Source organism: Kitasatospora sp. NPDC093806 (assembly GCF_040683335.1).
In the GTDB taxonomy this organism is placed as follows: domain Bacteria; phylum Actinomycetota; class Actinomycetes; order Streptomycetales; family Streptomycetaceae; genus Kitasatospora.
In genome coordinates this window covers 1-20965 of the sequence record NZ_JBFBDO010000127.1, presented here as the reverse complement: position 1 = coordinate 20965, position 20965 = coordinate 1, and the positions used below count along the sequence as shown (strand labels likewise).

21 protein-coding genes are annotated in these 20965 nt (G+C 75.1%); 11 read left to right on the top strand and 10 right to left on the bottom strand.

All coding sequences use genetic code 11. The features are described 5' to 3' along the window. Positions 1–766 precede the first annotated feature (766 nt). The 3 genes from AB0N76_RS34920 to AB0N76_RS34910 all read left to right on the top strand — a co-directional run bounded on the left by AB0N76_RS34920 (position 767) and on the right by AB0N76_RS34910 (position 3017). Positions 767–1039: a hypothetical protein gene (locus AB0N76_RS34920; RefSeq protein WP_363564231.1), complete on the top strand. Its 273-nt coding sequence runs from the start codon at positions 767–769 to the stop codon at positions 1037–1039. A gap of 247 nt (positions 1040–1286) precedes the next feature. After that, on the top strand, positions 1287–2471 hold the full coding sequence (locus tag AB0N76_RS34915) for a glycosyltransferase (RefSeq protein WP_363564229.1): 1185 nt from the start codon (positions 1287–1289) through the stop codon (positions 2469–2471). Between the two features lie 57 nt (positions 2472–2528). Beyond that, positions 2529–3017 (top strand): NUDIX domain-containing protein, encoded by a 489-nt coding sequence (locus AB0N76_RS34910; protein ID WP_363564227.1) that lies wholly within the window; start codon positions 2529–2531, stop codon positions 3015–3017. Between the two features lie 128 nt (positions 3018–3145). On the opposite strand, the gene AB0N76_RS34905 is transcribed toward AB0N76_RS34910, so the two are convergent. Next, positions 3146–3685, bottom strand: coding sequence for a PTS fructose transporter subunit IIA (locus tag AB0N76_RS34905; protein WP_363564225.1), 540 nt, complete (start codon positions 3683–3685; stop codon positions 3146–3148). Between the two features lie 234 nt (positions 3686–3919). Between AB0N76_RS34905 and AB0N76_RS34900 the strand changes: the two genes are divergently transcribed. From AB0N76_RS34900 to AB0N76_RS34890, 3 genes are all read left to right on the top strand, one after another. Next, positions 3920–4156: a DUF397 domain-containing protein gene (locus tag AB0N76_RS34900; protein WP_363564239.1), complete on the top strand. Its 237-nt coding sequence runs from the start codon at positions 3920–3922 to the stop codon at positions 4154–4156. Positions 4157–4882: 726 nt separating this feature from the next. After that, positions 4883–5377 carry a hypothetical protein gene (locus AB0N76_RS34895; RefSeq protein WP_363564223.1) on the top strand — a complete coding sequence of 165 codons (495 nt, stop codon included), beginning with the start codon at positions 4883–4885 and terminating at the stop codon, positions 5375–5377. 590 nt (positions 5378–5967) lie between these two features. Then, positions 5968–7251 (top strand): acyl-CoA dehydrogenase family protein, encoded by a 1284-nt coding sequence (locus tag AB0N76_RS34890; RefSeq protein ID WP_363564221.1) that lies wholly within the window; start codon positions 5968–5970, stop codon positions 7249–7251. 31 nt (positions 7252–7282) lie between these two features. On the opposite strand, the gene AB0N76_RS34885 is transcribed toward AB0N76_RS34890, so the two are convergent. Beyond that, positions 7283–8509: a phosphotransferase gene (locus AB0N76_RS34885; RefSeq protein ID WP_363564219.1), complete on the bottom strand. Its 1227-nt coding sequence runs from the start codon at positions 8507–8509 to the stop codon at positions 7283–7285. A gap of 475 nt (positions 8510–8984) precedes the next feature. Here AB0N76_RS34885 and AB0N76_RS34880 point away from each other — a divergent pair, with 475 nt between their 5' ends. Next, on the top strand, positions 8985–10469 hold the full coding sequence (locus tag AB0N76_RS34880) for a hypothetical protein (RefSeq protein WP_363564217.1): 1485 nt from the start codon (positions 8985–8987) through the stop codon (positions 10467–10469). Between the two features lie 72 nt (positions 10470–10541). On the opposite strand, the gene AB0N76_RS34875 is transcribed toward AB0N76_RS34880, so the two are convergent. Beyond that, the gene (locus AB0N76_RS34875; RefSeq protein ID WP_363564215.1) at positions 10542–11000 is read right to left on the bottom strand and encodes a hypothetical protein; all 459 of its coding nucleotides are present in this window, start codon (positions 10998–11000) and stop codon (positions 10542–10544) included. A 282-nt stretch (positions 11001–11282) separates the two neighbouring features. Here AB0N76_RS34875 and AB0N76_RS34870 point away from each other — a divergent pair, with 282 nt between their 5' ends. After that, a complete protein-coding gene (locus AB0N76_RS34870; protein ID WP_363564213.1) occupies positions 11283–12809 on the top strand; it encodes a HEAT repeat domain-containing protein in 1527 nt (508 codons plus the stop codon). A 135-nt stretch (positions 12810–12944) separates the two neighbouring features. Here AB0N76_RS34870 and AB0N76_RS34865 read toward each other — a convergent pair whose 3' ends face one another. Further along, positions 12945–13793, bottom strand: coding sequence for an undecaprenyl-diphosphate phosphatase (locus tag AB0N76_RS34865; RefSeq protein ID WP_363564211.1), 849 nt, complete (start codon positions 13791–13793; stop codon positions 12945–12947). 265 nt (positions 13794–14058) lie between these two features. Then, complete coding sequence (locus AB0N76_RS34860) at positions 14059–14757, bottom strand: class I SAM-dependent methyltransferase (RefSeq protein WP_363564209.1); 699 nt, start codon at positions 14755–14757, stop codon at positions 14059–14061. A gap of 134 nt (positions 14758–14891) precedes the next feature. On the opposite strand from AB0N76_RS34860, the gene AB0N76_RS34855 reads away from it, so the two are divergent. Next, positions 14892–15440: a DUF4396 domain-containing protein gene (locus tag AB0N76_RS34855; RefSeq protein WP_363564237.1), complete on the top strand. Its 549-nt coding sequence runs from the start codon at positions 14892–14894 to the stop codon at positions 15438–15440. A 103-nt stretch (positions 15441–15543) separates the two neighbouring features. On the opposite strand, the gene AB0N76_RS34850 is transcribed toward AB0N76_RS34855, so the two are convergent. Beyond that, a complete protein-coding gene (locus AB0N76_RS34850; RefSeq protein ID WP_363564207.1) occupies positions 15544–16077 on the bottom strand; it encodes a PadR family transcriptional regulator in 534 nt (177 codons plus the stop codon). A gap of 120 nt (positions 16078–16197) precedes the next feature. Here AB0N76_RS34850 and AB0N76_RS34845 point away from each other — a divergent pair, with 120 nt between their 5' ends. Together AB0N76_RS34845 and AB0N76_RS34840 are read left to right on the top strand one after the other, a co-directional pair. Then, the gene (locus AB0N76_RS34845; protein WP_363564205.1) at positions 16198–16968 is read left to right on the top strand and encodes an alpha/beta fold hydrolase; all 771 of its coding nucleotides are present in this window, start codon (positions 16198–16200) and stop codon (positions 16966–16968) included. 90 nt (positions 16969–17058) lie between these two features. Then, positions 17059–17937 (top strand): aminoglycoside phosphotransferase family protein, encoded by an 879-nt coding sequence (locus AB0N76_RS34840; protein ID WP_363564235.1) that lies wholly within the window; start codon positions 17059–17061, stop codon positions 17935–17937. 60 nt (positions 17938–17997) lie between these two features. Here AB0N76_RS34840 and pxpB read toward each other — a convergent pair whose 3' ends face one another. From pxpB to AB0N76_RS34820, 4 genes are all read right to left on the bottom strand, one after another. Continuing rightward, positions 17998–18618 (bottom strand): 5-oxoprolinase subunit PxpB, encoded by a 621-nt coding sequence (pxpB, locus tag AB0N76_RS34835; RefSeq protein ID WP_363564233.1) that lies wholly within the window; start codon positions 18616–18618, stop codon positions 17998–18000. A 56-nt stretch (positions 18619–18674) separates the two neighbouring features. Continuing rightward, a complete protein-coding gene (locus AB0N76_RS34830; protein ID WP_363564203.1) occupies positions 18675–19451 on the bottom strand; it encodes a 5-oxoprolinase subunit PxpA in 777 nt (258 codons plus the stop codon). Positions 19452–19539: 88 nt separating this feature from the next. Then, positions 19540–20103: a hypothetical protein gene (locus AB0N76_RS34825; protein ID WP_363564201.1), complete on the bottom strand. Its 564-nt coding sequence runs from the start codon at positions 20101–20103 to the stop codon at positions 19540–19542. Positions 20104–20267: 164 nt separating this feature from the next. Beyond that, a partial coding sequence (locus AB0N76_RS34820; protein ID WP_363564199.1) for an IPT/TIG domain-containing protein occupies positions 20268–20965 on the bottom strand: 698 nt, incomplete at its 5' end.

Here is a 20965-nt window from a genome sequence, read left to right as displayed (position 1 = left end):
GGCGGGCCGCCCCGTCCCCCGGTCCGGCACCCGGCCGGCGGCACGGCCGGGCCCGAGGGCCCTGCGGGTCGACCACACCGGGCGTCCCGCGCGCCCCGTGCCCACCGCGCGCCCCGACGGCGGGGTGACGACCGGCTGCCCGTCGGTCGGCGAGGTGGTGGCGGGTAGGTGCGCGGGTGCGTGCGCCGGTGTGTGTTTCGTCGCGGGCGGCCGCGTCGGGGCGCGTCCGGCGGGCGGGGCGCCGGTCGGCGGCGACAGTGGCCGCAGATTCGACAGCGCGGTCACCACGGTCCGGTTCCGGAGCGTGGGACTGGAGGTCGACGTCGTGGACTGGGACTGCGGCACGGTTCCCCCTCGGTCGCCGATGCGGCGTGGCGGTACCGCCGGAGGATGGAGCCCGGCCTCCGGCTCCAGGGCACGGCGGCTCCGCCCCCTGGGTATGTCCGGTCCGCGGCGGGGACTCCCAACCCGCACCGCGGACGGCTCCTGGATCGCTCAATGTAATGGAGACAGCTACGCCCCGTTGATGGTTGTACCGGACAGTCCAGGTTTTTTCGGGGGCCGGAAACCCACCGGGAACAGGCTGGAATCGTGCGCCCCCGATTGCGCCGGAGTGCGATGGGCTCGGTGCGGCGGCCGGGCGGCGGGCGGGTTCGCGGCGCCGCGCGGGCGGTGGACCGGGGTGGTGCGCGGAGGTCGCCGGGCGTGGCCGGAACGTCACGTGCTGCGGGCTGCCTCCGTCGCGGCCCCGGGGTACCTTGGGCTCATGGCAGACGCGGAACGTGATCACCTCCACCCGCACGGCGCGACCCGGATGGCTCGGTTCTGGCACGGCGGTGCGCTGGTCAGCCACCAGGTGCCGTTGGCGCTGGTCGGCCTGGCCTGCCTCACGCTGGGGATCGTGGTGGCCGTGGTGGTTCCGGACAGTGACGGTCCGGCGTGGGCGATGGCGGTGGCCGGCTGCCTGGCTGCCGGGGTGCTGCTGCTCGGCCGGATCGGGTTCGCGCTGTTCCGCCGGCACCGAGGCGCGGCCGTCTGAGCACCGCCGTCACCCGGGGCGGCGCAGCCGTTCCGGCGGAATTGGTCAAGGGTTGAACATCCGGTCCGACCCAACTGGTCAGATCTTCGGCTTTTCGGACCAACTACCGAATCCTTCTCGCTTCTTTCACAATTTCGAGCCGGTGGCCCCACAATTCCCCATACTGTGAATTCCGTGCCGGGGCGCCGACCGCCCGGGTGGACGGTCGTGTGCGGGTGCCGGGGAGGGCGCCGCAGAGGGGGGAACGATGAAAGGCACCGCCGTGCCCGGGCCCGCCCCGCGTCTGCGCGGCCCCGGCGGCCGCCGGCTGCGCGTCGCCCACCTCACCACCGCCGCCCCGGGCCTGCGACTCCACCTCGCCACCGAGCTGAGGGTCGACCTGGAAGCCGGGTTCGACACCTACGGGATCAGCGCACCCGGCCCCGAGGCCGCCGACCTGGAGGCGATCGGCGTCCGGTACGAGCCGCTGCACGCGCTCACCCCGGCCTGGAAGCCGCACGCCGACGTCGCCGCCGCCCGCGAACTGCTCGGTGTGCTGCACCGGATCGGCCCGGACGTGCTGCACACCCACGGCCCCAAGACCGGCGTGCTCGGCCGCGTGCTGGGCCGGCTGGCCGGGGTCCCGGTCGTGGTCAACACCTGCCACGGGCTCCGGGCGCGGGCCCACGGCCCGCTCGTCCGACGGGCCCTCGGGCTCGGCGCGGAGGCCCTCGCGGCCCGCTTCTCGGACGCCGAGCTGTACCGGAGCGGCACGGACCGCCGCACCCTGGCCCTCGCCGTCCCGGCCCGCCGCTCGCGGGTGGTCGGCGACGGCGTGGACCTCACCCGCTTCGCCCCCGACCCCGGCGAGCGTTCCCGCGCCAGGGCCCGGGTGCGCGCCGAACTCGGCGTCGGCCCGGACGAGCCGCTGGTCGGCGGGGTCGGCCGGCGGGTCGCCGAGAAGGGCCTGGGCGAGTACGCCGAGGCCGCCCGCGCGCTGGCCGGCAAGGCCCGGTTCGTCTGGATCGGCCCGGACGGCCCGGCCGGGAATGGCTTCGGGGCTGGCGTCGCCTTCCTCGGTCCGCGCAGCGACATGCCCGCGGTGTACGCGGCCCTGGACGTCTTCGTGCTCCCCTCGCACCGGGAGGTGTTCTCCCGCTCCGCGATGGAGGCGGCCGCCGGCGGCCTGCCGATGGTGCTCGGCGACGTCCGCGGCTGCCGCGAGTTCGGCGACCCCGAGGAACACCTGCTCCTCGCCCCGCCCGGCGACGCCCGGGCCCTCACCCGTGCGCTGGACCGGCTCCTCACCGAACCCGGCCTGCGCGACCGCCTCGGCGCCGCGGCCCGCCGCCACGCCGCGGCGCGGTTCGACCAGCGCGCCGTCGCCGCCGTCTCGCTCGCGACGTACGCGGCCGTCGCCCGGGTCAAGGGGCTGCCCTGGACGGTCGACTGAGGGGGCCTCGCGGTGGGTGCCCCGAGGCGGTCCTGACGGGCCGATAGGGTGCGGGGCATGGCCATTCCCGAGTTCCTCGCCGACCTCCGTTCCGTGGTCGGCACCCGCATGCTCTGGCTCAGCGCCGTCGTCGCGGTCGTCCTGGACGACGACGGCCGGGTGCTGCTGGTCCGGCGCGCCGACGACGGGAGCTGGACGCCGCCCGGCGGCATCCTCGACCCGGGTGAGCAGCCGGCCGACGGTGCGGTCCGCGAGTGCCTGGAGGAGAGCGGCGTCGTCGCCGTCCCCGAGCGGCTGATCACCGTGACCGTCTCGCCGGAGATCACCTACCCCAACGGCGACCGCACGCAGTACCTGGAGCTGATCTTCCGCTGCCGCCCGGTCGGCGGCGAGGTGCGGATCGACGAGGACGAGACGCTTGAGGTCGGCTGGTACCCGCTGGACGACCTGCCGCCGCTCGACGAGAAGGAGCTCTCCTGGATCCGGCAGGCGGTGGCGGGCCGCGCCGAGGCCACCTTCGCCTGGAGCGGCGCCGAGCGCCCGTAGGGGCTCCTGGAGGCCCCACCGGGCCCCTTCCACGAGCCACCGGCCCACCCCGGCCCCGCCCCGGCCGGGAACGGCCGGAACCGGGCGGCTCCGGGGGCACTTCCCGGCCGAAGGCCACAAGACACGCTCTAACCCTTGTGCTGGCGGTACGCCTCCTCGGCGGCGTCCAGGACGGCCGCGAGGTCGCCGCCGGCCGTGGCGGTCGCCACCGCGGCCACCGCGCCCTCGACGAACGGGGCGTCGGCGAACCGGACCGGGAACGGCAGGCCGTGCTCGTCGGCGTCGGCGAGCAGCGCCCGGACGGTGGTCACCGCGCCGCCGAGGTCGGCCAGCACCACCACGCCGTGGCCCTGGTCGACCCGGCGGGTGGCGGCGGCGACCAGGACCGCGCTGATCCCCGGGCCGTCGACGAGGTCGCCGCCGGTGCCGGCCACCGGGGCGGGCGAGTCGGAGTTGACGAGCGCGAGCGCGAGGGTGCGCACGGCGGTGGCGAGTTCCTGGCTGTGCGACACCAGGACGATCCCGACCCGCCCGTGGGCGGGCGGCCGGCCCGGGGTGGGCCGGGGCAGCGGGGTGCGGGCGGGCGGGGTGCGGGGCGCCGGGGGGTGGGCCGAGGGGGCCTCGGAGATGGGGATGACATCGGCGCGGGTGCCGTCCCGGCGGCTCATCGGCTGCTCCTCGGGGCGCTCGGTGGGGGGCTCCCCACACTCTGGCAGTTCGCCCGCCGCCCGCCCGCGCGGGACACGCACCGGCCCCGGTCGGGGGAGACCCGGTCATCCCGCTGACCGGGGCGGCGGCGGTGACTAGGCTGGGCGTGTTCAGGCCGTCGGGAGGAGAGACCAGTAGTGGCAGCCAACAGCGGGACCGGGGTGGAGTCGGTGGAGTCGGCGCCGGTGGACACGGTGCAGCCGGTGCAGTCGGTGGAGCTCGGCGCGAACGGGAAGCCGAAGGTGGACTTCACCGGGGCCACCTGGCTGTGCAGCAGCCAGGGTGTCGGGGACGTCCAGATCGCCTTCGTGGACGGCTACATCGGCATGCGGGACGGCCGTCAGGAGGACGGCCCGATCCTGGTGTTCACGCCGGGCGAGTGGCGGGCCTTCGTGCTCGGTGCGCGGGACGGCGAGTTCGACCTCACCTGAGGCGTCGTCCGAGGCGCCACCTGAGGCGCCAGGTGCCGGCCCGGGGACCCGGGTCGGCACCATTGGTCCACCCATGGTCTCCGCTGGTCATCATTCTGATCACATTTGAGCGTGCCCCGTCATAATTTCTGTTGACTGTTAGACAAACGCAGCTCAGAGTATGAGCACAGGCAGACGCCGTGCCCACCGCCCCCACGCGGCCAGACACGGCGCCTGCTGTGCAACCCGGCAGCGCTGCCGAGTCTCCTCCCAGTCATCCCCTGCGCACCGGGGGTGCGTCGGCCGGTCCCGACCCCACGAGGGGGCCGGCAGTCGCCGGGAGGATGGCTCCGAAGCCGAGAGCGACTCGACGTCGGCGCCGTGCTCGGGACCCGCACGCCCCCACGCGGCGGCGTCCCGAGCAGATCCGCGGGAGCGACGGGCCGGGGCCCCGCGGACCTTGCTTGTGGTGCATGGAAATGTTGGCTTGTGTGCTGTGCGGTGTGCGACGACGAAGCTGGGTGCTCGGCGGTTCGGCACGACGGTGTGCACAGTGAGGGAAACGCGTGTAGGGCCGCGTTGCGACATGCCGTCCCCCCGAAGGGTGAAACCCAGAACGGCTGTCGTGCTGAACCGAACGTAGCCCGGACGGTTGCTCAGAGTCAACATTGGTCTCTGAGCGTGGATCTCCGTCCGGCGCCCCACCCACCCCGCGAGCGTGGTGTGCTGGGCACGTACGATGTTCCCATGTCTTTTCTCCGCCGTCGCTCCGGTCAGCCCATCGGACCGGACTTCGACGTGCTCGCCATGGACCCGGGCGACTGGCCCGGCGACTTCGGTGCGGCCATGATGACCGGCCCGGACGGCTCCTGCCAGGGGATTTTCCTGCGCTACGACCTGTTCGGCGGCAGAGGCCCGGCGATGTTCATCGGCAACCTCCCCGAGGGGTCGCCCGCCCGGGACACCGGCGACAGCGTGCCCTTCGAGGTCCGGCAGCTGCTCGCGGCGCTCGGCAACGAGGAACCGGTCGAGTTCGTCTCGGCGGAGGACTTTCCGGTCATGCTCGGGGACGACCTGCTGATCGTGAAGAAGGTCAAGGTCAGCGAGGGCCGGGTGTTCTGTTCGCAGTTCGGCCGGAGCGACGGAGTGCAGGTCACCATCGCCTCCTGGGACCGACCGATTTCGGACGACCTCTACCAGCTGCTCAAGCCGCTCCCGGCGGACATGTTCCAGCAGGGCTGAACGGGCGTCGGGGCGGTGCCCCGGAGGGCACGGTTCCGCTTCCCTCCCCGGCCGGTCGGACGCCCGCCGGAGGCCGGCCGGTAGCCGCTCGGACGTCGGCCGGACGTCGGCCGGACGTCGGTCCGACGTCCGCCGGATGGCGGAGCGGTGCCGTCCGGTCCGGGCTTCGGGCGCTGCTTGACGGTTTCGATCACGGCTTCGTACAGTCGCGAACATGTCGTGCCGTCTCCCGCTGCTGACCCGTCGCAGCTACCTCGACCTGCGGCGCACCGCCAGCGCGGCGTGTCCGGGCCACTGAGGGGGACGTCGTCCCCGAGGCGGCGGGCGGCCGGCCGCAACGGTCGGCGCCGATCCGGGGGCGGGGGTTCCGCCGGCTCCGGGCCGCCCACCGCCACCGCGCGCCCGTTCCGGCGTGCCGCCCGCAATTCCCCTCGCGAGCCGAAGGGGGCGCCGGCGTCGAAGGGGAGCAGGGCCGCGCCGCCGACGGAGGACCGGGCGCAGCGCCCGCCGACCCGCCGACACCGGACCCGAGCCCCCCGGAGCCGAGCGAGGCGTCAGAGCCCACGCTGCCGCCCGGAGGCACCAGCACCATGACCGTCACCGCTGCCGACCAGTCGCCCGCCGTCCCGTCGCCCGTGGCGGCCGCGCTCGCCGGACTGCCCCGGGTCGTCGACCTGCTGGCCGCCCGGGCCGAGGAGCACGACCGCGACGCGACCTTCCCGTACCAGGGCGTCGAGGCGGTGCACGAGGCCGGGCTGCTCACCCTGACCGTCGACCGCCGCTACGGCGGCCCGGGCGGCACGCTCGCCGACACCGTCCGGGTGCTGGCCCAACTCGGGCGCGGGGACGCCTCGGTGGCCGTGGTCACCGCGTTCACCCTGCTCCAGCACGCCGAACAGGCGCGGACCGCGGCCTGGCCGACGGCCGGGTACCGGCGGCTGCTCACCGAGTCCCGGCGCGGTCCGGCCCTGGTCAACACGCTGCGGGTGGAGCCGGGCGGCCGGAGCGGCGAGCCGCCCGCCACGGTGGCCCGCTGGGACGGCGAGGGCTGGCTGCTGAGTGGCCGGAAGACGTACTGCACCGGCGCGGAGGCGCTCGCCTGGATGGCGGTGACCGCGCGGACCGACGAGCCGGTGCCCCGGGTCGCCACCTTCCTGGTCCGCGGCGAGAGCGAGGGCCTGGAGATCGACCCGACCTGGGACCAGCTCGGCCTGCGGGCCAGTGCCAGCCACGACGTGGTGCTGGACGAGGTGCGGGTGCCGGCCGAACTCGCGCTCGGCCTGGGCCCGTCGAAGGGCGGAACCGGACGGATCGCCGCCGGAACTGCCGCCCCGTCGGATCCCGGGCCGGGCGCGAGTTCGGGAGTCGCACAAACGGCCGGATCGGGGGCCGGAACCGGCACTGCCGACGCGGTGTCGGCCCCCGAACTCGGCCGAGCCTGGCACGATCTGGCACTCTCGGCCGTGGCCGTCGGGGTGGCCCGTTCGGCGCAGGACTGGCTGGTCCGCTTCCTGCACCAGCGAACTCCGGCCAATCTGACCGAGCCGCTCGGCAGCCTGCCCCGGTACCGCTGCGCGCTGGGCGAGATCGAGGCCCAGCTGATCGGCGCCGAGGAGTTGGTCAACGGCCTGGCGCCCCGGGTGGACCGGGCCGAGCCGGACGCGGTCGCCCGCACCGGCCCCGCGCACCTGCTGGCCACCCGGGCGGCCATATCGGCCGTCCAGCAGGCCGTCTCGCTCACCGGCAACCCGGGTCTGAGCCGCCGTCACCCGCTGGAGCGCTACCTGCGCGACGTGCTCAGCAGCCGGGTGCACCTGGCCCCGGACGAGGCCGTCCTGGACGCCGCCGGCCGGGCCGCCCTGGGACGCGTCTGACGCGCGCCCGCCGGAGCGGCCCGGTGGCCGCTCAGCGGGTGCCGACGGCCGCCCGGACCGCGCGGCGGGCCAGCGCGGCGTCGTCGTAGAGCCGGCGGATCATGATCCGCTGCTCCTCGCCGGCGCCCGGCACGTCGTACAGCCGGATCTCCCGCATGAGCACCAGCACCAGGTTCACCAGGAAGGCGTCCCGGGCCAGCGTGCCGCCGCTCTGGGCGAGCTGGCTGATCTGGCGGCGGGCGGCGGTGTCGCCGGAGAGCACGCTCCACAGGACCGCCAGGTCGTAGCCGGGCAGGTACCAGCCGGCCTGCTCCCAGTCGACCAGTACCGGGCCGGACGGCGCCAGCAGCATGTTGCTGAGCAGCGCGTCGCCGTGGCAGAGCTGGAGCGGGCCGTGCCCGAGGCCGTGCAGCAGGCCGCGCAGGTCGCCGGCGTCCCGGTCGGTGAGCTGGCCCACCGAGTGGTAGCGGGCGATCTCCAGCTGGTAGTCCAGCCGGGGCTGGAACACGTCGGTCGGCGGCCGCCACAGGTTGAGCGTGCGGACGGCGGTGAGCAGTGCCCGGACCTCGCCCGGGGTGGGCGCGTTGACCGGGTGGCGCTCCCGGGCCGCGGGCCGGCCGGGGACGCGCTCCATGACGAGCACGCAGCGGTCGTGGTCGGCCGCGACCAGCCGGGGCAGCCGCACCGGCGGGCGGTGCCGGACGAACGCCCGGTAGACCGCGACCTCGTGGTGGAAGTCGGCCACCAGCTGTTCGAAGTACTCGCTCCGCACCGCCTGCGGGGCGAGGCACTTGGCCACCACCGGCGCGCGGCCGATGGTGCCCGCCACCAGGATGTGGCGGCTCCCCTCGCGCAGTACCTGGCGCGGGGTGAAGGCGGGGCATATCCGCGAGACCCCGGCCAGCGCGGCCCGGACGGCCGGCGTCTGCAGCGCCGAGGGGTCGATCCGCTCCTGGACGGCGGGCTGGCCCGGGCGCATCGGCGGGCGCAGCAGCCGGCCGTCGCCGGGGCGGGCGGCGGGGATCCGGGCGCCCGGGGCGCGGGTGGCGGGCGGGGCGGTCTCCGGCGAGCGGAGGCCGAGGGCGGTCCGGGCGGCCTGGCCCCGAGCGTCCGCGGACCGGCCGTCGGCACCGCGGGGGACGGCGGGCCGGGACGGCGGCGGGACCTGCTTCGGGCCGGGGCGGCCGGCGGCTGCGGTGGGGGGGCGCAGCGCGGTGCGGGTCGCGATCGGCGTCGGGGAGGTCGCTGAGGAGTACATGGGGTGAGGGGGGTCCCTTCCTGTCCGTCTGCGGGTGCGCCCCGCCTGTGCGGGGAGGGCCGGTGCCGCGTGCTTCCTGGCGTGACGGCGGCCCTTGCTCGGTCCGGTGGGTGGTGCGCGGGCGCCGGGCACGGACGCCGGGGTCGGAACCCCGTGCTACGGCGGTGGACCGGCCGTCCGCACCCTGGGGAATGCGGTCGGCCGGTACTGCCGTGGCCGTGCCCGGCGCCCCCGCGCCACCCGGCCGCGCCACCCCCTCGGGTGAGGACCGGGGACGTCCCGCGACCCGTACGGGGGACCCCGTACCGGCCTGGAACGCCGCCCGACCCGGGGGTCGAGGTGGCGCACCTCTACATCACACCCGGATGCCGGTGGTTGGTAATGTGGCGGACCCTGGCGAAGCCTGGCGAATGCTCGCCTGGCACATGACGGAGCCTCTAGCCTCGAACCAGCCGAGGAACCTGGGGGCTTCACGTTGAGCAGGGGACCCAACACCCGACTCGCCGATCTGTTCGTCCTGACCGGATGGTCGAAGGGCGAGCTCGCACGGCTGGTCAACAGGCGCGGTGCCGCGATGGGGCAGCAGCAGCTCTCCACCGACACCTCGCGGGTCCGGCGGTGGATCGAGCAGGGCGAGGTCCCGCGCGACCCGGTGCCGAGGGTGCTGGCAGCCGTGTTCACGGAGCGGCTCGGCCGTGTCGTCACCACTGAGGACCTCGGTCTGGAACGACACCGGCCCACCAGGACCGGAGCGGCGCAGTCCGCCACCTCGTCGCCATGGGAGCCGGATCGAACGGCCGCGGTCCTCACCGAGTTCACGGGAATGGACCTCATGCTGAACCGACGTGGATTGGTGGGCGCGGGCGCCGCGCTCACGGCCGGGGCGGTCATCGCCGACTCACTGAAGGGCTGGCTGGGCGGGGACGCGGTCGCGTACGCGGCCTCGGCGCCGGGCCCGCGCCCGGTGGTCACCCAGGGCGGTGCCCGGCCGATCGTGGACCTCTATGACGCGGGCCCGGTGGGGCTCGACGAAGTGGAGGCGCTGGAGCGCTCGGTGCAGGTGTTCCGGGCCTGGGACGCGGCCCGCGGCGGCGGCCTGCAGCGCAAGGCGGTGGTCGGCCAGCTCAACGAGGTGGGCGGGCTGCTGACGCACCGCCACGGCGCCGCCGTGGAGCAGCGGTTGTGGCTGGTGGCGGCCAACCTGGCGGTGCTGGCGGGCTGGATGTCGCACGACGTCGGCCTGGAGCCGACCGCGCAGAAGTACTTCATGCTCGCGGCGGACGCGGCGAAGGAGGCCGGCGACCGGCCGCGCGCGGGGGAGGCGATCTCGCGCGCCGCGCGGCAGATGGTCCACCTCGGGCGGGCCGACGACGCGATCGACCTGATGGCGGCGGCCCGGGCGGGCGGCGGCCGGATGCTGCCGAGAACGCGGGCGATGCTGAACACGGTGGAGGCGTGGGCGCACGCCTCGATCGGGCAGTCGCAGGCGACCTGGCGGCTGCTGGGGGAGGCTGAGGACCTGTTCGCCGAGGACGTGGACGGCCCGCCGCCGTCCTGGATGCAGGTGTTCGACGAGGCGGAGCTGCGCGGGATGCAGGCGCTGGTGCTGCGGACGCTGTCCGAGCACGACCTGTCGGCCGCCGGGCAGGCGCGCCGGCACGCCGAGCGGGTGATCGAGCTGCGCGAGGGCACCGGGCAGTTGCGGTCGGCGCTGTTCGACCGGATCACGCTGGCCTCGGTGCACTGGATCACCGGGGAGCCGGACGCGGCGGACACCCAGGTCAAGATGGTGATGAACCTGATCGGCCAGAACTCCTCGCACCGGACCTGGGACCGGCTGCGGGAGATGTACCGGCTGACCGCGCGCTACCGGGGGGTGCCGGTGGTGGACGAGCTGCGGGCCGAGCTGGGGCGCGAGCTGCGGGCGGCGGACGCGCAGAACCGGCCGAAGCGCTCCTGAGCGGGCCGGGCCCGGTCGCCGGGGGCCGGGCGGTAGGGGTCGGTGCGGTCGGGGCCGGTCGGGGTCGCCGGCTCAGGCGGGGTTGGCCGGGCGCAGCAGCATGCGCAGGGCGGTGACGGTGCCGTCGGTGCCCAGGACGGGCTCACCGGCGCACTCGATCATGCCGTGCTCGCCGCCGGGCCGACGGACCTTGAGGGTGCCGAAGGCGTACCGGCCGTGCACCAGCGCGTCGGTCATCATCCGGCGCAGCTGCGGGCGGTCGGCCTCGTTCAGCCGGTCGGGCAGCCGGTCGAGGCTGAGCGGGCCGCGGCCGGGGTCGCAGCCGAGCAGCCGGTAGGCCTCGGCGGACCAGCGGACGTCGTCGGTGAGCAGGTCCCACTCGGCCGAGCCGACCACGTCCTGGCCGGGCGGCGCCTGCATCGTGCGGTCCACTCTGTCGCCCACCGTCCCCTCGCCGTCCTCGCCGCCGTCCGTCGCGCCCGTGCTCACGGGTGGGGCGGACGGCGGACGGGCCGCAGCTGGCATGATCATGATCAATCCAGTGGTCCGGAGGGCGGTGCGCGGGTCGGCGGATGTGGGAACGACTCTCGCACAGCCCCATCGCCCGTGCGGGCGATTTGGACAGATCGCCGACAAAATTCCCCCGGCATATGCCACTGCGCACAAAGGGACGGTTGCCCTGTGTGCGACGGGCTGCCCGAGGCGGTAACCTTCGGTGATTCCGGCGCCCGGGCGCCCACCGCAGTACCGACCAGAGACCCCGGCGACGGAAATCCCGTTGCCACTACGACCGCCGCAACGGATGCTGACCTCATGTTCGAGCCAGTGATAGCACCCAGTGCCAGCCTCCTCGGCCTCCTGCAACGAGGTCGCGGTGACGGGCAGCTCCATGCGCTGGCCGCCGACCGCACCGAGGCCATCGCCGCCCTGGAGGAGTGCGTCACCAGGGATCCGCGAGCCGACTGGCAGGTCGAGAACCGCTCCCTCTACTACGCGCGCCTCTACATGGAACTGGAGGCGCCGCTCGACGGAATAGAGGACCACCTCCACTCACCGGAGGACCTCCTCGACGACGACGAGGCCCGCACCGGCCTCGCGCTCTCCGTCCTGGGCCACCTCGCCGCGTACGGCCGGCGCGACGCGCTGCTGATGCTCCGCGAGTACACCGCCACCGGCGCCAACTGGGCCTGGGCCCTGGACGAGCTCGCGCTGCGCGACGACGACCGCGGCCTGCTGCTGCTCGGGACGGCCGTGCTGGACCACTTCCCGCCCGGCCCCGAGGGCGACGCCGAGCTGCGCGAGACCATCCGCGGCGCGTACGAGCCCCGGCCCTGGCGGCTCTGGGCGGCCTACCACCCGAGGGTCGCGGCGGCCAGCGAGCAGGCCCCCTTCGACGTGTGGCAGCGCCAGCTGAACCGCAGCGGCGTCACCCCCGGCTGGTCCACCGCCGACGTGCTCGCCTGGGCCGACCAGGGCGAACTCGGCGGCCTCGGCGCCGCCGCGTTCGCCGGCGGTCCGGTCCGGGCCGACGCCTCCCGCGATCCCCGGGCCGGGCACGGCGCGGGCGATCCGGCCGCCCCGGACGCGGTGGACCGCCGCGCCGCCGCGGCCGCCCGCTGCCTGGCCGCCGTGGTCCGGCCGGAGGACCGGCCCGCCGTCCTGGAGGCCGCCCGCACCGGCCTGCCCGGTGCCCGCCGGGCGGCGCTGCGCTACCTCGTCGACCAGCGCGACCCGGCCGTGGCCGGGCTGATCGAGGCCGCCGCCGCGGAGGCGGACGACCGGATCGTCCGGTTCGCGCTGGAACTGCTCGGCCGGATGCGCGGCCCGGAGGCGCTGGCGCACGCCCGCCGCTGGGCCGACCCGGCGACCGGCGGCGCCGACAGCGCGCTCGGCGAGGCCGCCGTCCGGCTGCTGGCCGACGCGGGGGAGCCCGCCGACGGCTCGCTGGTGGTGGCCGGGCTGCGCCGCTGGATCTCGGTCCACGGGGTGGCCGGTTCCGGGCTCGGGACGCTGGTCGACGGCGCGGGGCGGCTGGCCGCCACCGAGGCCGTCCCGGTCCTGCGCCACGTCTACGGGGAGGCCGCCTCCTCCGAACTGCGCGGCCGCGCGGCCCGGGCGCTCGCTGCGACCGACGTGCACTTCCCCGAGGGGCCGGCCGTCGAGTGCCTCTGGGACTGCGAGGAGACGACCCGGGAGCTCGCCGCGAGGCACGTCGCCACCACCGGCGACGCCCGTGTGCTGGAGCGCCTGCGCCGGCTCGCCGCCGACCCGGCCGAGGAGGCCGAGGTCCACGCCGCCGTCCGGGGCCGGCTGACCGCCGCCCGGGAGCGCCGCCGCTGACCGCGGTGCCGAGCGCCGCCGGCCGCGGCGCCGAGAAGACGACGAAGCGGGCCGGTCCACCGGGGAGGTGGACCGGCCCGCTTCGCGTGTTCGGGCGGGGCCGCGGAACCGTGGTCCGCGAGGTGGAACCGGGTTCTACTTCGCGACCACGCCGGCGTCCGGCGCCAGGGTGCCGACGGACACCAGGGCGATGATCACGATGCCGAGCGCGATCCGGTAGATCACGAACGGGATGAAGCTGTTGTTCGAGATGTACTTCAGGAACCAGGCGATCGCCGCGTACCCGACCACGAAGGCGATCAGGGTGGCCAGGATGGTCGGCCCCCAGGCCGGCGCCGGGCCCTCGCCGATCTTGAACAGCTCCAGCACGCCCGAGGCGAGCACCGCCGGGATCGCCAGCAGGAACGAGTACCGGGCCGCCGCCTCGCGGCTGTAGCCGAGCAGCAGACCGGCGCTGATCGTGCCGCCGGAGCGCGACACGCCCGGGATGAGCGCGAGCGCCTGGGCCAGGCCGTAGCCGGCCGCGTGCGGCAGCGTCAGGTCGGTGATCGGCTTGGCGTGCCGGACCGCCCGGGTGCGGTCGGCGATCGCCAGGATCACGCCGAAGACGATCAGCGTGGTGCCGATGATCCGCAGGTCGCGGAGGTCCTTCTCGATGGTGTCCTGGAACAGCTTGCCCAGGATGCCGATCGGCAGGGTGCCCATGATCACGAACCAGCCCATCCGCGCGTCCTGGTGCGAGCGGAGCGCGGGCTTGAACAGCGAGAGCGTCCAGGTCTTGATGATCGAGGCGATGTCGCGGCGGAAGTAGATCAGCACCGCGGTCTCGGTGCCGAGCTGCGTCACGGCGGTGAACGCCGCGCCCGGGTCCTGCCAGCCCAGCAGGGCGGGGAAGACCCGGAGGTGGGCGCTGGAGGAGATCGGCAGGAACTCGGTGAGCCCCTGGATCAGGCCGAGCACGGCCCCGTGGAACCATTCGATCACCGGACACCCGCCCGGGGTATCCGTCGCTCGATGCGCATTCAGCGGTCCTTGTTGGTCGGTGCGGGAACTGGCCCTGTGATCCGGCCGACGCGGACGAGCGGCACGGATCGATGGCAGGCGAACCACCGGTCCCGCCCGGCGCTCGGGCCGCGCGCGGGCCCGGCGCGCGCCTGATGCTACGCCGTTCAGGTGACGGGCTGTCGTCCGGCCCCTCTCCGGGGCCGGTCCCCGCGGCCGGATCCGCGACCGGCCGCGGCCCCGTGGGTCAGCCGGTCACCGGCCGGGCCCGCGCCCAGGTCCGCTCCTCGTTCAGGTAAGCGTCGACGGCCAGCCCGGCCTCGGCCAGGGCGCCTTCGAACTCCGGACGGGAGAGCGGGCGGGAGAGGAAGGTCTGGGTCCAGCGGGCGTCCGGCCACTCGTACTCGACGTGGACCGAGTTGACCCCCTCGCCGACCGGCGTGGCCGAGACCACCCGGACCAGCCCGTCCGCGCCGAGCGGGCGCTCGCGCGGCAGGGTCAGCTGCCAGTCCTCGCCCTCGCGCTGCAGCAGTACGCAGCCGTCCGCGGCGACGTGGCGGCGGCAGGTGTCCAGCAGCCCGCGCCGGACCTCCAGGCTGCCGGCGTGCACCAGGAAGGAGGCGAGCAGCACCACGTCGAAGCGCTCGCCGCCGAGGTCCAGCCGCTCGATCGGGCTGTGCACGGTGCGCGCGCCCTCGACCCGCTCCAGCATCGCGGCCGACTCGTCCACCGCCGTCACCCGGAACCCGCGGTCCAGCAGCGGACCGGTCACCCGGCCCACGCCGCAGCCCAGTTCGAGGATGCTCGCGCCGGGCGGGACGGCGGCCTCGATCACCTCCGGCTCTCCGTTGAGCGGCAGCCGCGCCCACATCTCGACCGCGCAGCCGTCCGGGGTGATCACGCCCGGGCCGGTTCCGTCGTATCCCTCGCGTCGTACGTCAGTCATGCGAACCATCCGAACACGGTGGGGCGGGGGTGGGAAGAGGGCTGCCGACCGATGCTTGCCGCATACCCCCCAGGGGTATAAGGTCATCGACGCACCGGGCAGTACGGCGAAGGAACCGGCAAGTGGAGGACGACATGGCGCACCCCGCCCAGCACGAGCACGAGCACCAGCAGCACGCCGGCCACGAAGGTCACGAGGGGCACGAGGGTCACGAGGGGCACCACCACCAGCACGGCGGCGGGGGCGTGACCTGGAAGGCCGCCGCGCAGGCGACCCTGCACTGCCTCACCGGCTGCGCCATCGGCGAGATCCTCGGCATGGTGCTCGGCACCGCCTTCGGGCTGCACAACGGCGCGACCGTCGTGCTCTCGATCCTGCTGGCCTTCGTCTTCGGCTACGCCCTCACCATGCGCGGCGTGCTCAAGGCCGGTCTGGACGTCCGCGCCGCGGTGAAGGTCGCGCTGGCCGCCGACACCGTCTCGATCATCGTCATGGAGCTGATCGACAACACCGTGATGGTGACCGTGCCGGGCGCGATGGACGCCGGCCTCGGCGACCTCCTGTTCTGGGTCGCGCTGGCCGGCGCGCTGGTCCTGGCCTTCCTGCTGACCGTCCCGGTCAACAAGTGGATGATCGGCAAGGGGCGCGGCCACGCCGTGGTCCACGCCTACCACCAGCACTGACCGCACGACCCGCACGACCCGCACCGCCCGGACCGAACGCCTGCGGCCCGCACCGACCTCCCCGGGGGAGCGGTGCGGGCCGCAGGCGTTTCCGCGTGCGGGCTCAGGCGGCCCGGTCGAGCTCGGCGAGGGTGGCGCGCAGCCAGTCCAGCTCGGCGGTGGTGGTCGCGCGGGCGATCAGCAGCATCCCCCGCCGGAACGGGTCGTCCACCTCCTCGGCGCCGACCGGGTGGGCCCCGTCGTAGAAGAAGCTGGCCGGCTCGCTGAGGAAGGCCAGCCGGCGGCGGAGCACCGCGGCCTGGGCGGCGGGCTCGCCGTCGAGGTGGCGCAGGAAGGCGAGCACGGTGAACCAGCGGTTCTCGTCGCTGACGTCCAGGTCCTCCGGGGCGCGGAGTCGGTCCAGCAGGGCGGCCCGCCCGGCGTCGGTGAGCCGGAGGGTGTGCCGGGGGGCGGCCGCCGCGCCCGGTTCGGCGGTGCGGACGAGCAGGCCGTCGGCCTCCAGGCGCTTGATCGCCGGGTAGAGCGTGCCATCGCTGATCGGCCGCACATGCCCGGTGAGCGCGGCCAGGTGCCGGCGCAGTTCGTAGCCGTGCAGGGGCCGGTCGTGGAGGAACCCGAGGATCGCGAGCTTCAGCATGCGCCCACTCTCTCAGATCCCCGCCTGGATATATCGGTGTTGCTATACCTCGGTATCGAGGTATGGTCTCTCCGTCGCCCCGGGGAACCGCCCCGGGGTGTCCCCGGAAGGAGCACGACCGTGCGCGACGCCACCGTCACCCCGAACGGCGACCGGATCCGCTGGGTGGAGATCCCCGGCGCCGAGCCCGTCCGCCTCTACCTGCACGGCCTCGGCTCCAGCTCGCCCGTCTACTACGCCGCCGCCGCTGCCCACCCGCTGCTCACCGGGCACCGCGCGCTGCTGCTCGACCTGCTCGGCTTCGGCATCAGCGACCGCCCCACCGACTTCAGCTACACGCTGGAGGCGCACGCCGACGCCGTCGCCACGGCCCTGCGCGCGGCGGGCGTGGCCGGGGTCGAGGTGATCGCGCACAGCATGGGCGGCGCGGTCGCGGTGGTGCTCGCCGACCGGCACCCGGAGCTGGTCGCCGGGCTCGTCCTGGTCGACTCCAACCTCGACCCGATCGCCCCGGCCCGCCGGCCGGGCAGCAGCGGGCTCGCCAGCTTCACCGAGGAGGAGTTCCTGGCCGGCGGCCGGGACGAGGTGCGCGAGTGGGTCGGCCCGTTCTGGTGGGCCACCATGCGGCTGGCCGGCCCCGAGGCGCTGCACCGCAGCGCCGTCCACTCGACCGCCGCCACCGCCCCGACCGTGCGCGAGCGCCTGCTCGGCCTCGGTCAGCCGCGCACCTTCCTCTACCCTGAGGCCGACGGCGAGGTCCGCGGCGCCGACGGACTGCGGCGGGCCGGGGTGGTGGTGGCGGCGGTCCCGGACTGCGGGCACAACATCATGATCGACAACCCGGACGGCTTCGCGGCGGCCACCGCCGCCGCGCTCGCCCGGCGCGGGTGACCGTCCGGTCGCCGCGCGGTCCTGGTCGAGGAGGGGTTCGCAGTGGCGATCGAGGTCCCGTGGTTTCTGGCCGCCGCGCTGGCCGGCGGTATGGGGGAGGAGGACGGCGAGGCCTGGGTCGCCCGGCTGCCCGCGCTCGCGGCGGACGCGCTGGACCGTTGGTCGCTGAGCCTGGACGGACCGCTCGAACACGGACTGGTCGGCCTCGTCCTGCCGGTCCGGCGCGCCGACGGCACGCTCGCCGTGCTCAAACTCCAGCCCGTGGACGAGGAGACGGTCGGCGAACCGATCGCGCTGCGCGCCTGGAACGGCCGGGGCGCCGTCCGGCTCCTCGACCACGATCCGGCCACCGGCACGATGCTGCTCGAACGCCTCGACCCGGCCCGCTCCTTGGACGCCCTGCACGACGACCGGGTCGTCACCGAGGTCATCGCCGACCTGCTCGCCGAGCTGACGTCACATCAAGCACCCGCCGAGCTGCGGACCTTGGCCGAGGTCGCGGACGGGATGCTGGCGCAGGTCCCGGCGGCGATCGGCGCGCTGTCGGACGAGGCGGACCGCCGCCTGCTCGCCGACTGCGCGGCCGCCCTCCGCGAGGTCCGGCCCGAACCCGGCGACCGGCTGCTCCACTGGGACCTGCACGGCGGCAACGTCCTGGCCCCGGTCGACCCGGACGCCCGGGCGGCCTGGATCGCCATCGACCCCAAGCCGCTGGCGGGCGATCCGGCCTTCGAGCTGCTCCCGGTCCTGCGGAACCGCTGGACGAGCCTGGTCGGCACCGGCGACGTCCCGCGCGCGCTGCGCCACCGCTTCGACCTGATGACCGACCGGCTCGCCCTCGACCGCCCACGGGCCGTCCGCTGGACGCTCGCCCGCGTCCTGCAGAACGTCCTCTGGGACGTCGAGGACGGCGAGTCGGAGATCGACCCCTGCCAACGTGCCGTCGTCGAAGCGTTGTCGGGGCGGTAGGGCGGTAGGGCGGTAGGGCGGTCGGACCGCAGTCGTCGGGTGCCTCGGCGCGGTCCGGCGTCAGGCCGCCGCCGCGTGGCGCGGGACGAAGCGGACCCGGGTGCCCGGGGTCAGCAGCGCGGCGGGCTCGCGGGCGGTGTCCCAGAGGGTGAGGGTGGTGCGGCCGAGGAGCTGCCAGCCGCCGGGGGAGGCGTGGGGATAGACGCCGGTGTAGGGCCCGGCCAGGGCGACCGAGCCGGCCGGGACGGCGCTGCGCGGGGTGGCCCGGCGCGGCACCTCGTACCCGGCGGGCAGGCCGGTGAGGTAGCCGAAGCCGGGGGCGAACCCGCAGAACGCGACCACGTACTCGGGTGTGCTGTGGATCCGGACGGCGGCCTCGGGGGAGACGCCCCAGCGCCCGGCGATCTCGGCGAGGTCCGCGCCGTCGTAGACGGTGGGCACCTCGACCAGGGGGCCGGCCGCGAGGGCGGCCGCGCCCGGGCGGGCCGTGCGCAGCACTTCGGCGCACCCGCGCGGGTCGGTGACGCCGTCCAGCAGGACGGTGCGCGCGGCGGGCACGATCTCCTCGACCTCGGGCAGCGTGCCCTCGGCCTGCCGGTCGCGCAGCCAGCCGTACAGCGCGGTCACCTCGGCCGAGCCGGCCAGCTCCACCAGCAGCGCCCGCTCCCCGACCGGTCGGATCACCCGCGGACCCTCCGCGCCGCCGCCGTCCCCCGGGCCGTCCCCCGCGCCGCCCGTCACGCGAAGGCCTCCACCCGGACGCCCGCCGAGGCGAGCGCGCCGCGGACCCGCCAGGCGAGCTGGGCCGCGCCGGGGGTGTCCCCGTGGACGCAGAGCGAGCGGGCCTCGACGGTGATCGGTTCGCCGCCGATCGCCTCGACCACGCCGTCCCGGGCGATGCCGACCGCGCGGGTGATCACCGCCTCGGGGTCGTGCACGACGGCGTCCGGCTCGCGGCGCGGGACGAGGGTGCCGGTCCGGGTGTAGGCGCGGTCGGCGAAGGCCTCGGTGACGACCGGCAGGCCGACGTCCTCGGCGACCGTGAGCAGCCGGGAGCCGGGCAGTCCGAGGACGGGCAGCGGTCCGTCGCAGACCGCTCCGGCCCGCAGGATGCCGGCGACCACGGCCTCGGCCTGTTCGGCGTCGGCGACCACCCGGTTGTAGAGGGCGCCGTGCGGTTTGACGTACGAGACCCGGGAGCCGGCGGCCCGGGCGAAGACCTGGAGGGCGCCGATCTGGTACGCGATCTCGTCGGCGAGTTCCTCGGGCGGCACGTCCATCGCCCGCCGGCCGAAGCCGGCGAGGTCGCGGTAGGAGACCTGGGCGCCGATCCGGACGCCGCGTTCGGCGGCGAGGGCGCAGACCCGGCGCATGGTGGACGGGTCCCCGGCGTGGAAGCCGCAGGCGACGTTGGCGCTGGTGACGACGGAGAGCAGTGCCTCGTCGTCGGTCAGCGTCCAGCGTCCGAACCCCTCACCGAGGTCCGCATTGAGATCGATCACCGCATCGGCCACGCCCGTCCGCCTCCCAGCAGCTGTTGAGCCAGATGGTAGGGCCTGCGGACGGGCGCCCGGCGCGCCCGTCCGCCGGTTTCCGCTCCCGTCAGGCGCCCGCCGCGCCGGGGGCGCCCTCCAGGCGCTCGACCAGGGGCCGCAGCGCCCGCAGCACGATGAGCAGCGGGATCACGCCCACGATCCCGAACGACATGTCGATGAATCGCCAGTACACCGGGATGCCGCGGAGCGGTCCGCAGATCAGGGCGAGCGGGATGATCCCGGCGCAGGCGAGCACCGCCCAGCGGATCACCCAGACGTTGCGGACCGGGTCCTTGATCGGCCCCCAGAACGCGGCGGCGATCACCAGGTGGGCGAAGGCGAGCCAGTCGGTCCCGTAGGCGAGGAAGGGGTACCGGTCGTTGGTCTCGGCGATGCCGTCCCGGGTCCGCTCGATCCACTCCAGCAGGGCGGGGAAGCGGTCGGTGAGCGGTGCGCCGGGGCCGGTGGCGAGGTCGGCGAGCCAGCGGGTCTCGGTCTCCAGCGGGAAGGCGGTGAGTCCGCTCAGGACCAGGCAGACCACGAAGATCCAGAGCCATCGCCGCACCCGCCGCAGGACCTGGCGCTCGTCTTCGAACGCGCCCTCGGGCCTGCTCTCGGTGTTGCCGTTCACGTCGCACGTCCCCATGCCGAAGGGAGGCGGGACGGACCTGTCCCACCTGCACGGCAGTGACTCTAGACCGCTGAATTGAACGTGTTCAACACTGCCCCCGCGGCTGGAACGACGCGGGGCCCGGCATCCCCGTCGGGTGCCGGGCCCCGTCGGGGCGGTCATGGTCAGGGCGTGTAGGTGAACGCGGCCGGGGCGGCCGCCGAGCCGCCCGGGGTGACCAGGGTGACCGGGACGCTGCCCGAGCCGGCCGGCGCGGTCACCGTGCACGCGGTGTCGGTGCAGGTGCCGGTCGCCGGCGCGTTCCCGAACAGCGCGAAGCCGTTGGTCAGACCGGTGCCGGTCACCGTCACGGCGGTGCCGCCCGGGCCGGTGACCGGGGTGATCGCGGTGACGGCCGGCGCGGCCGGGGTGACCGGCGCCTGCAGGCCGCTGCCCAGCAGGTAGCGGGAGACGTTGTCGGACGGGTCGGCGTCGTTCCTGTTGGCCGCCGTGACGGTGATCACCCCGGACGGCCGGGTGCCGTGCGAGCTGACCTGGACCTTCATGAAGTCGCTGCGCCCCGGCGTCCGGGTGCCGGTGAACACGGCCTCCAGCCGGCGGCCGTCGGGGGAGACGGTCTGGGTGAAGGTGTAGTCGTACGGGGTGGAGTACATCTGCGCGCCGCTGGTGGTCAGGCCGGGCGGCAGGTCGACGGTCAGCCGGGTCACCCCGGTGACGTCGGCGATGCCGGTGGACTTCCAGGTCACGCTGAAGCTGGTGTTGTCCACGGGGAAGATCGGGTAGTTGCCGGCCTGGGTGACGCTGACGTTCGGGCCGGTCACCGCCGCGGTGACGGTCGCGCGGGCGGTCCCGGCGGCGGTCG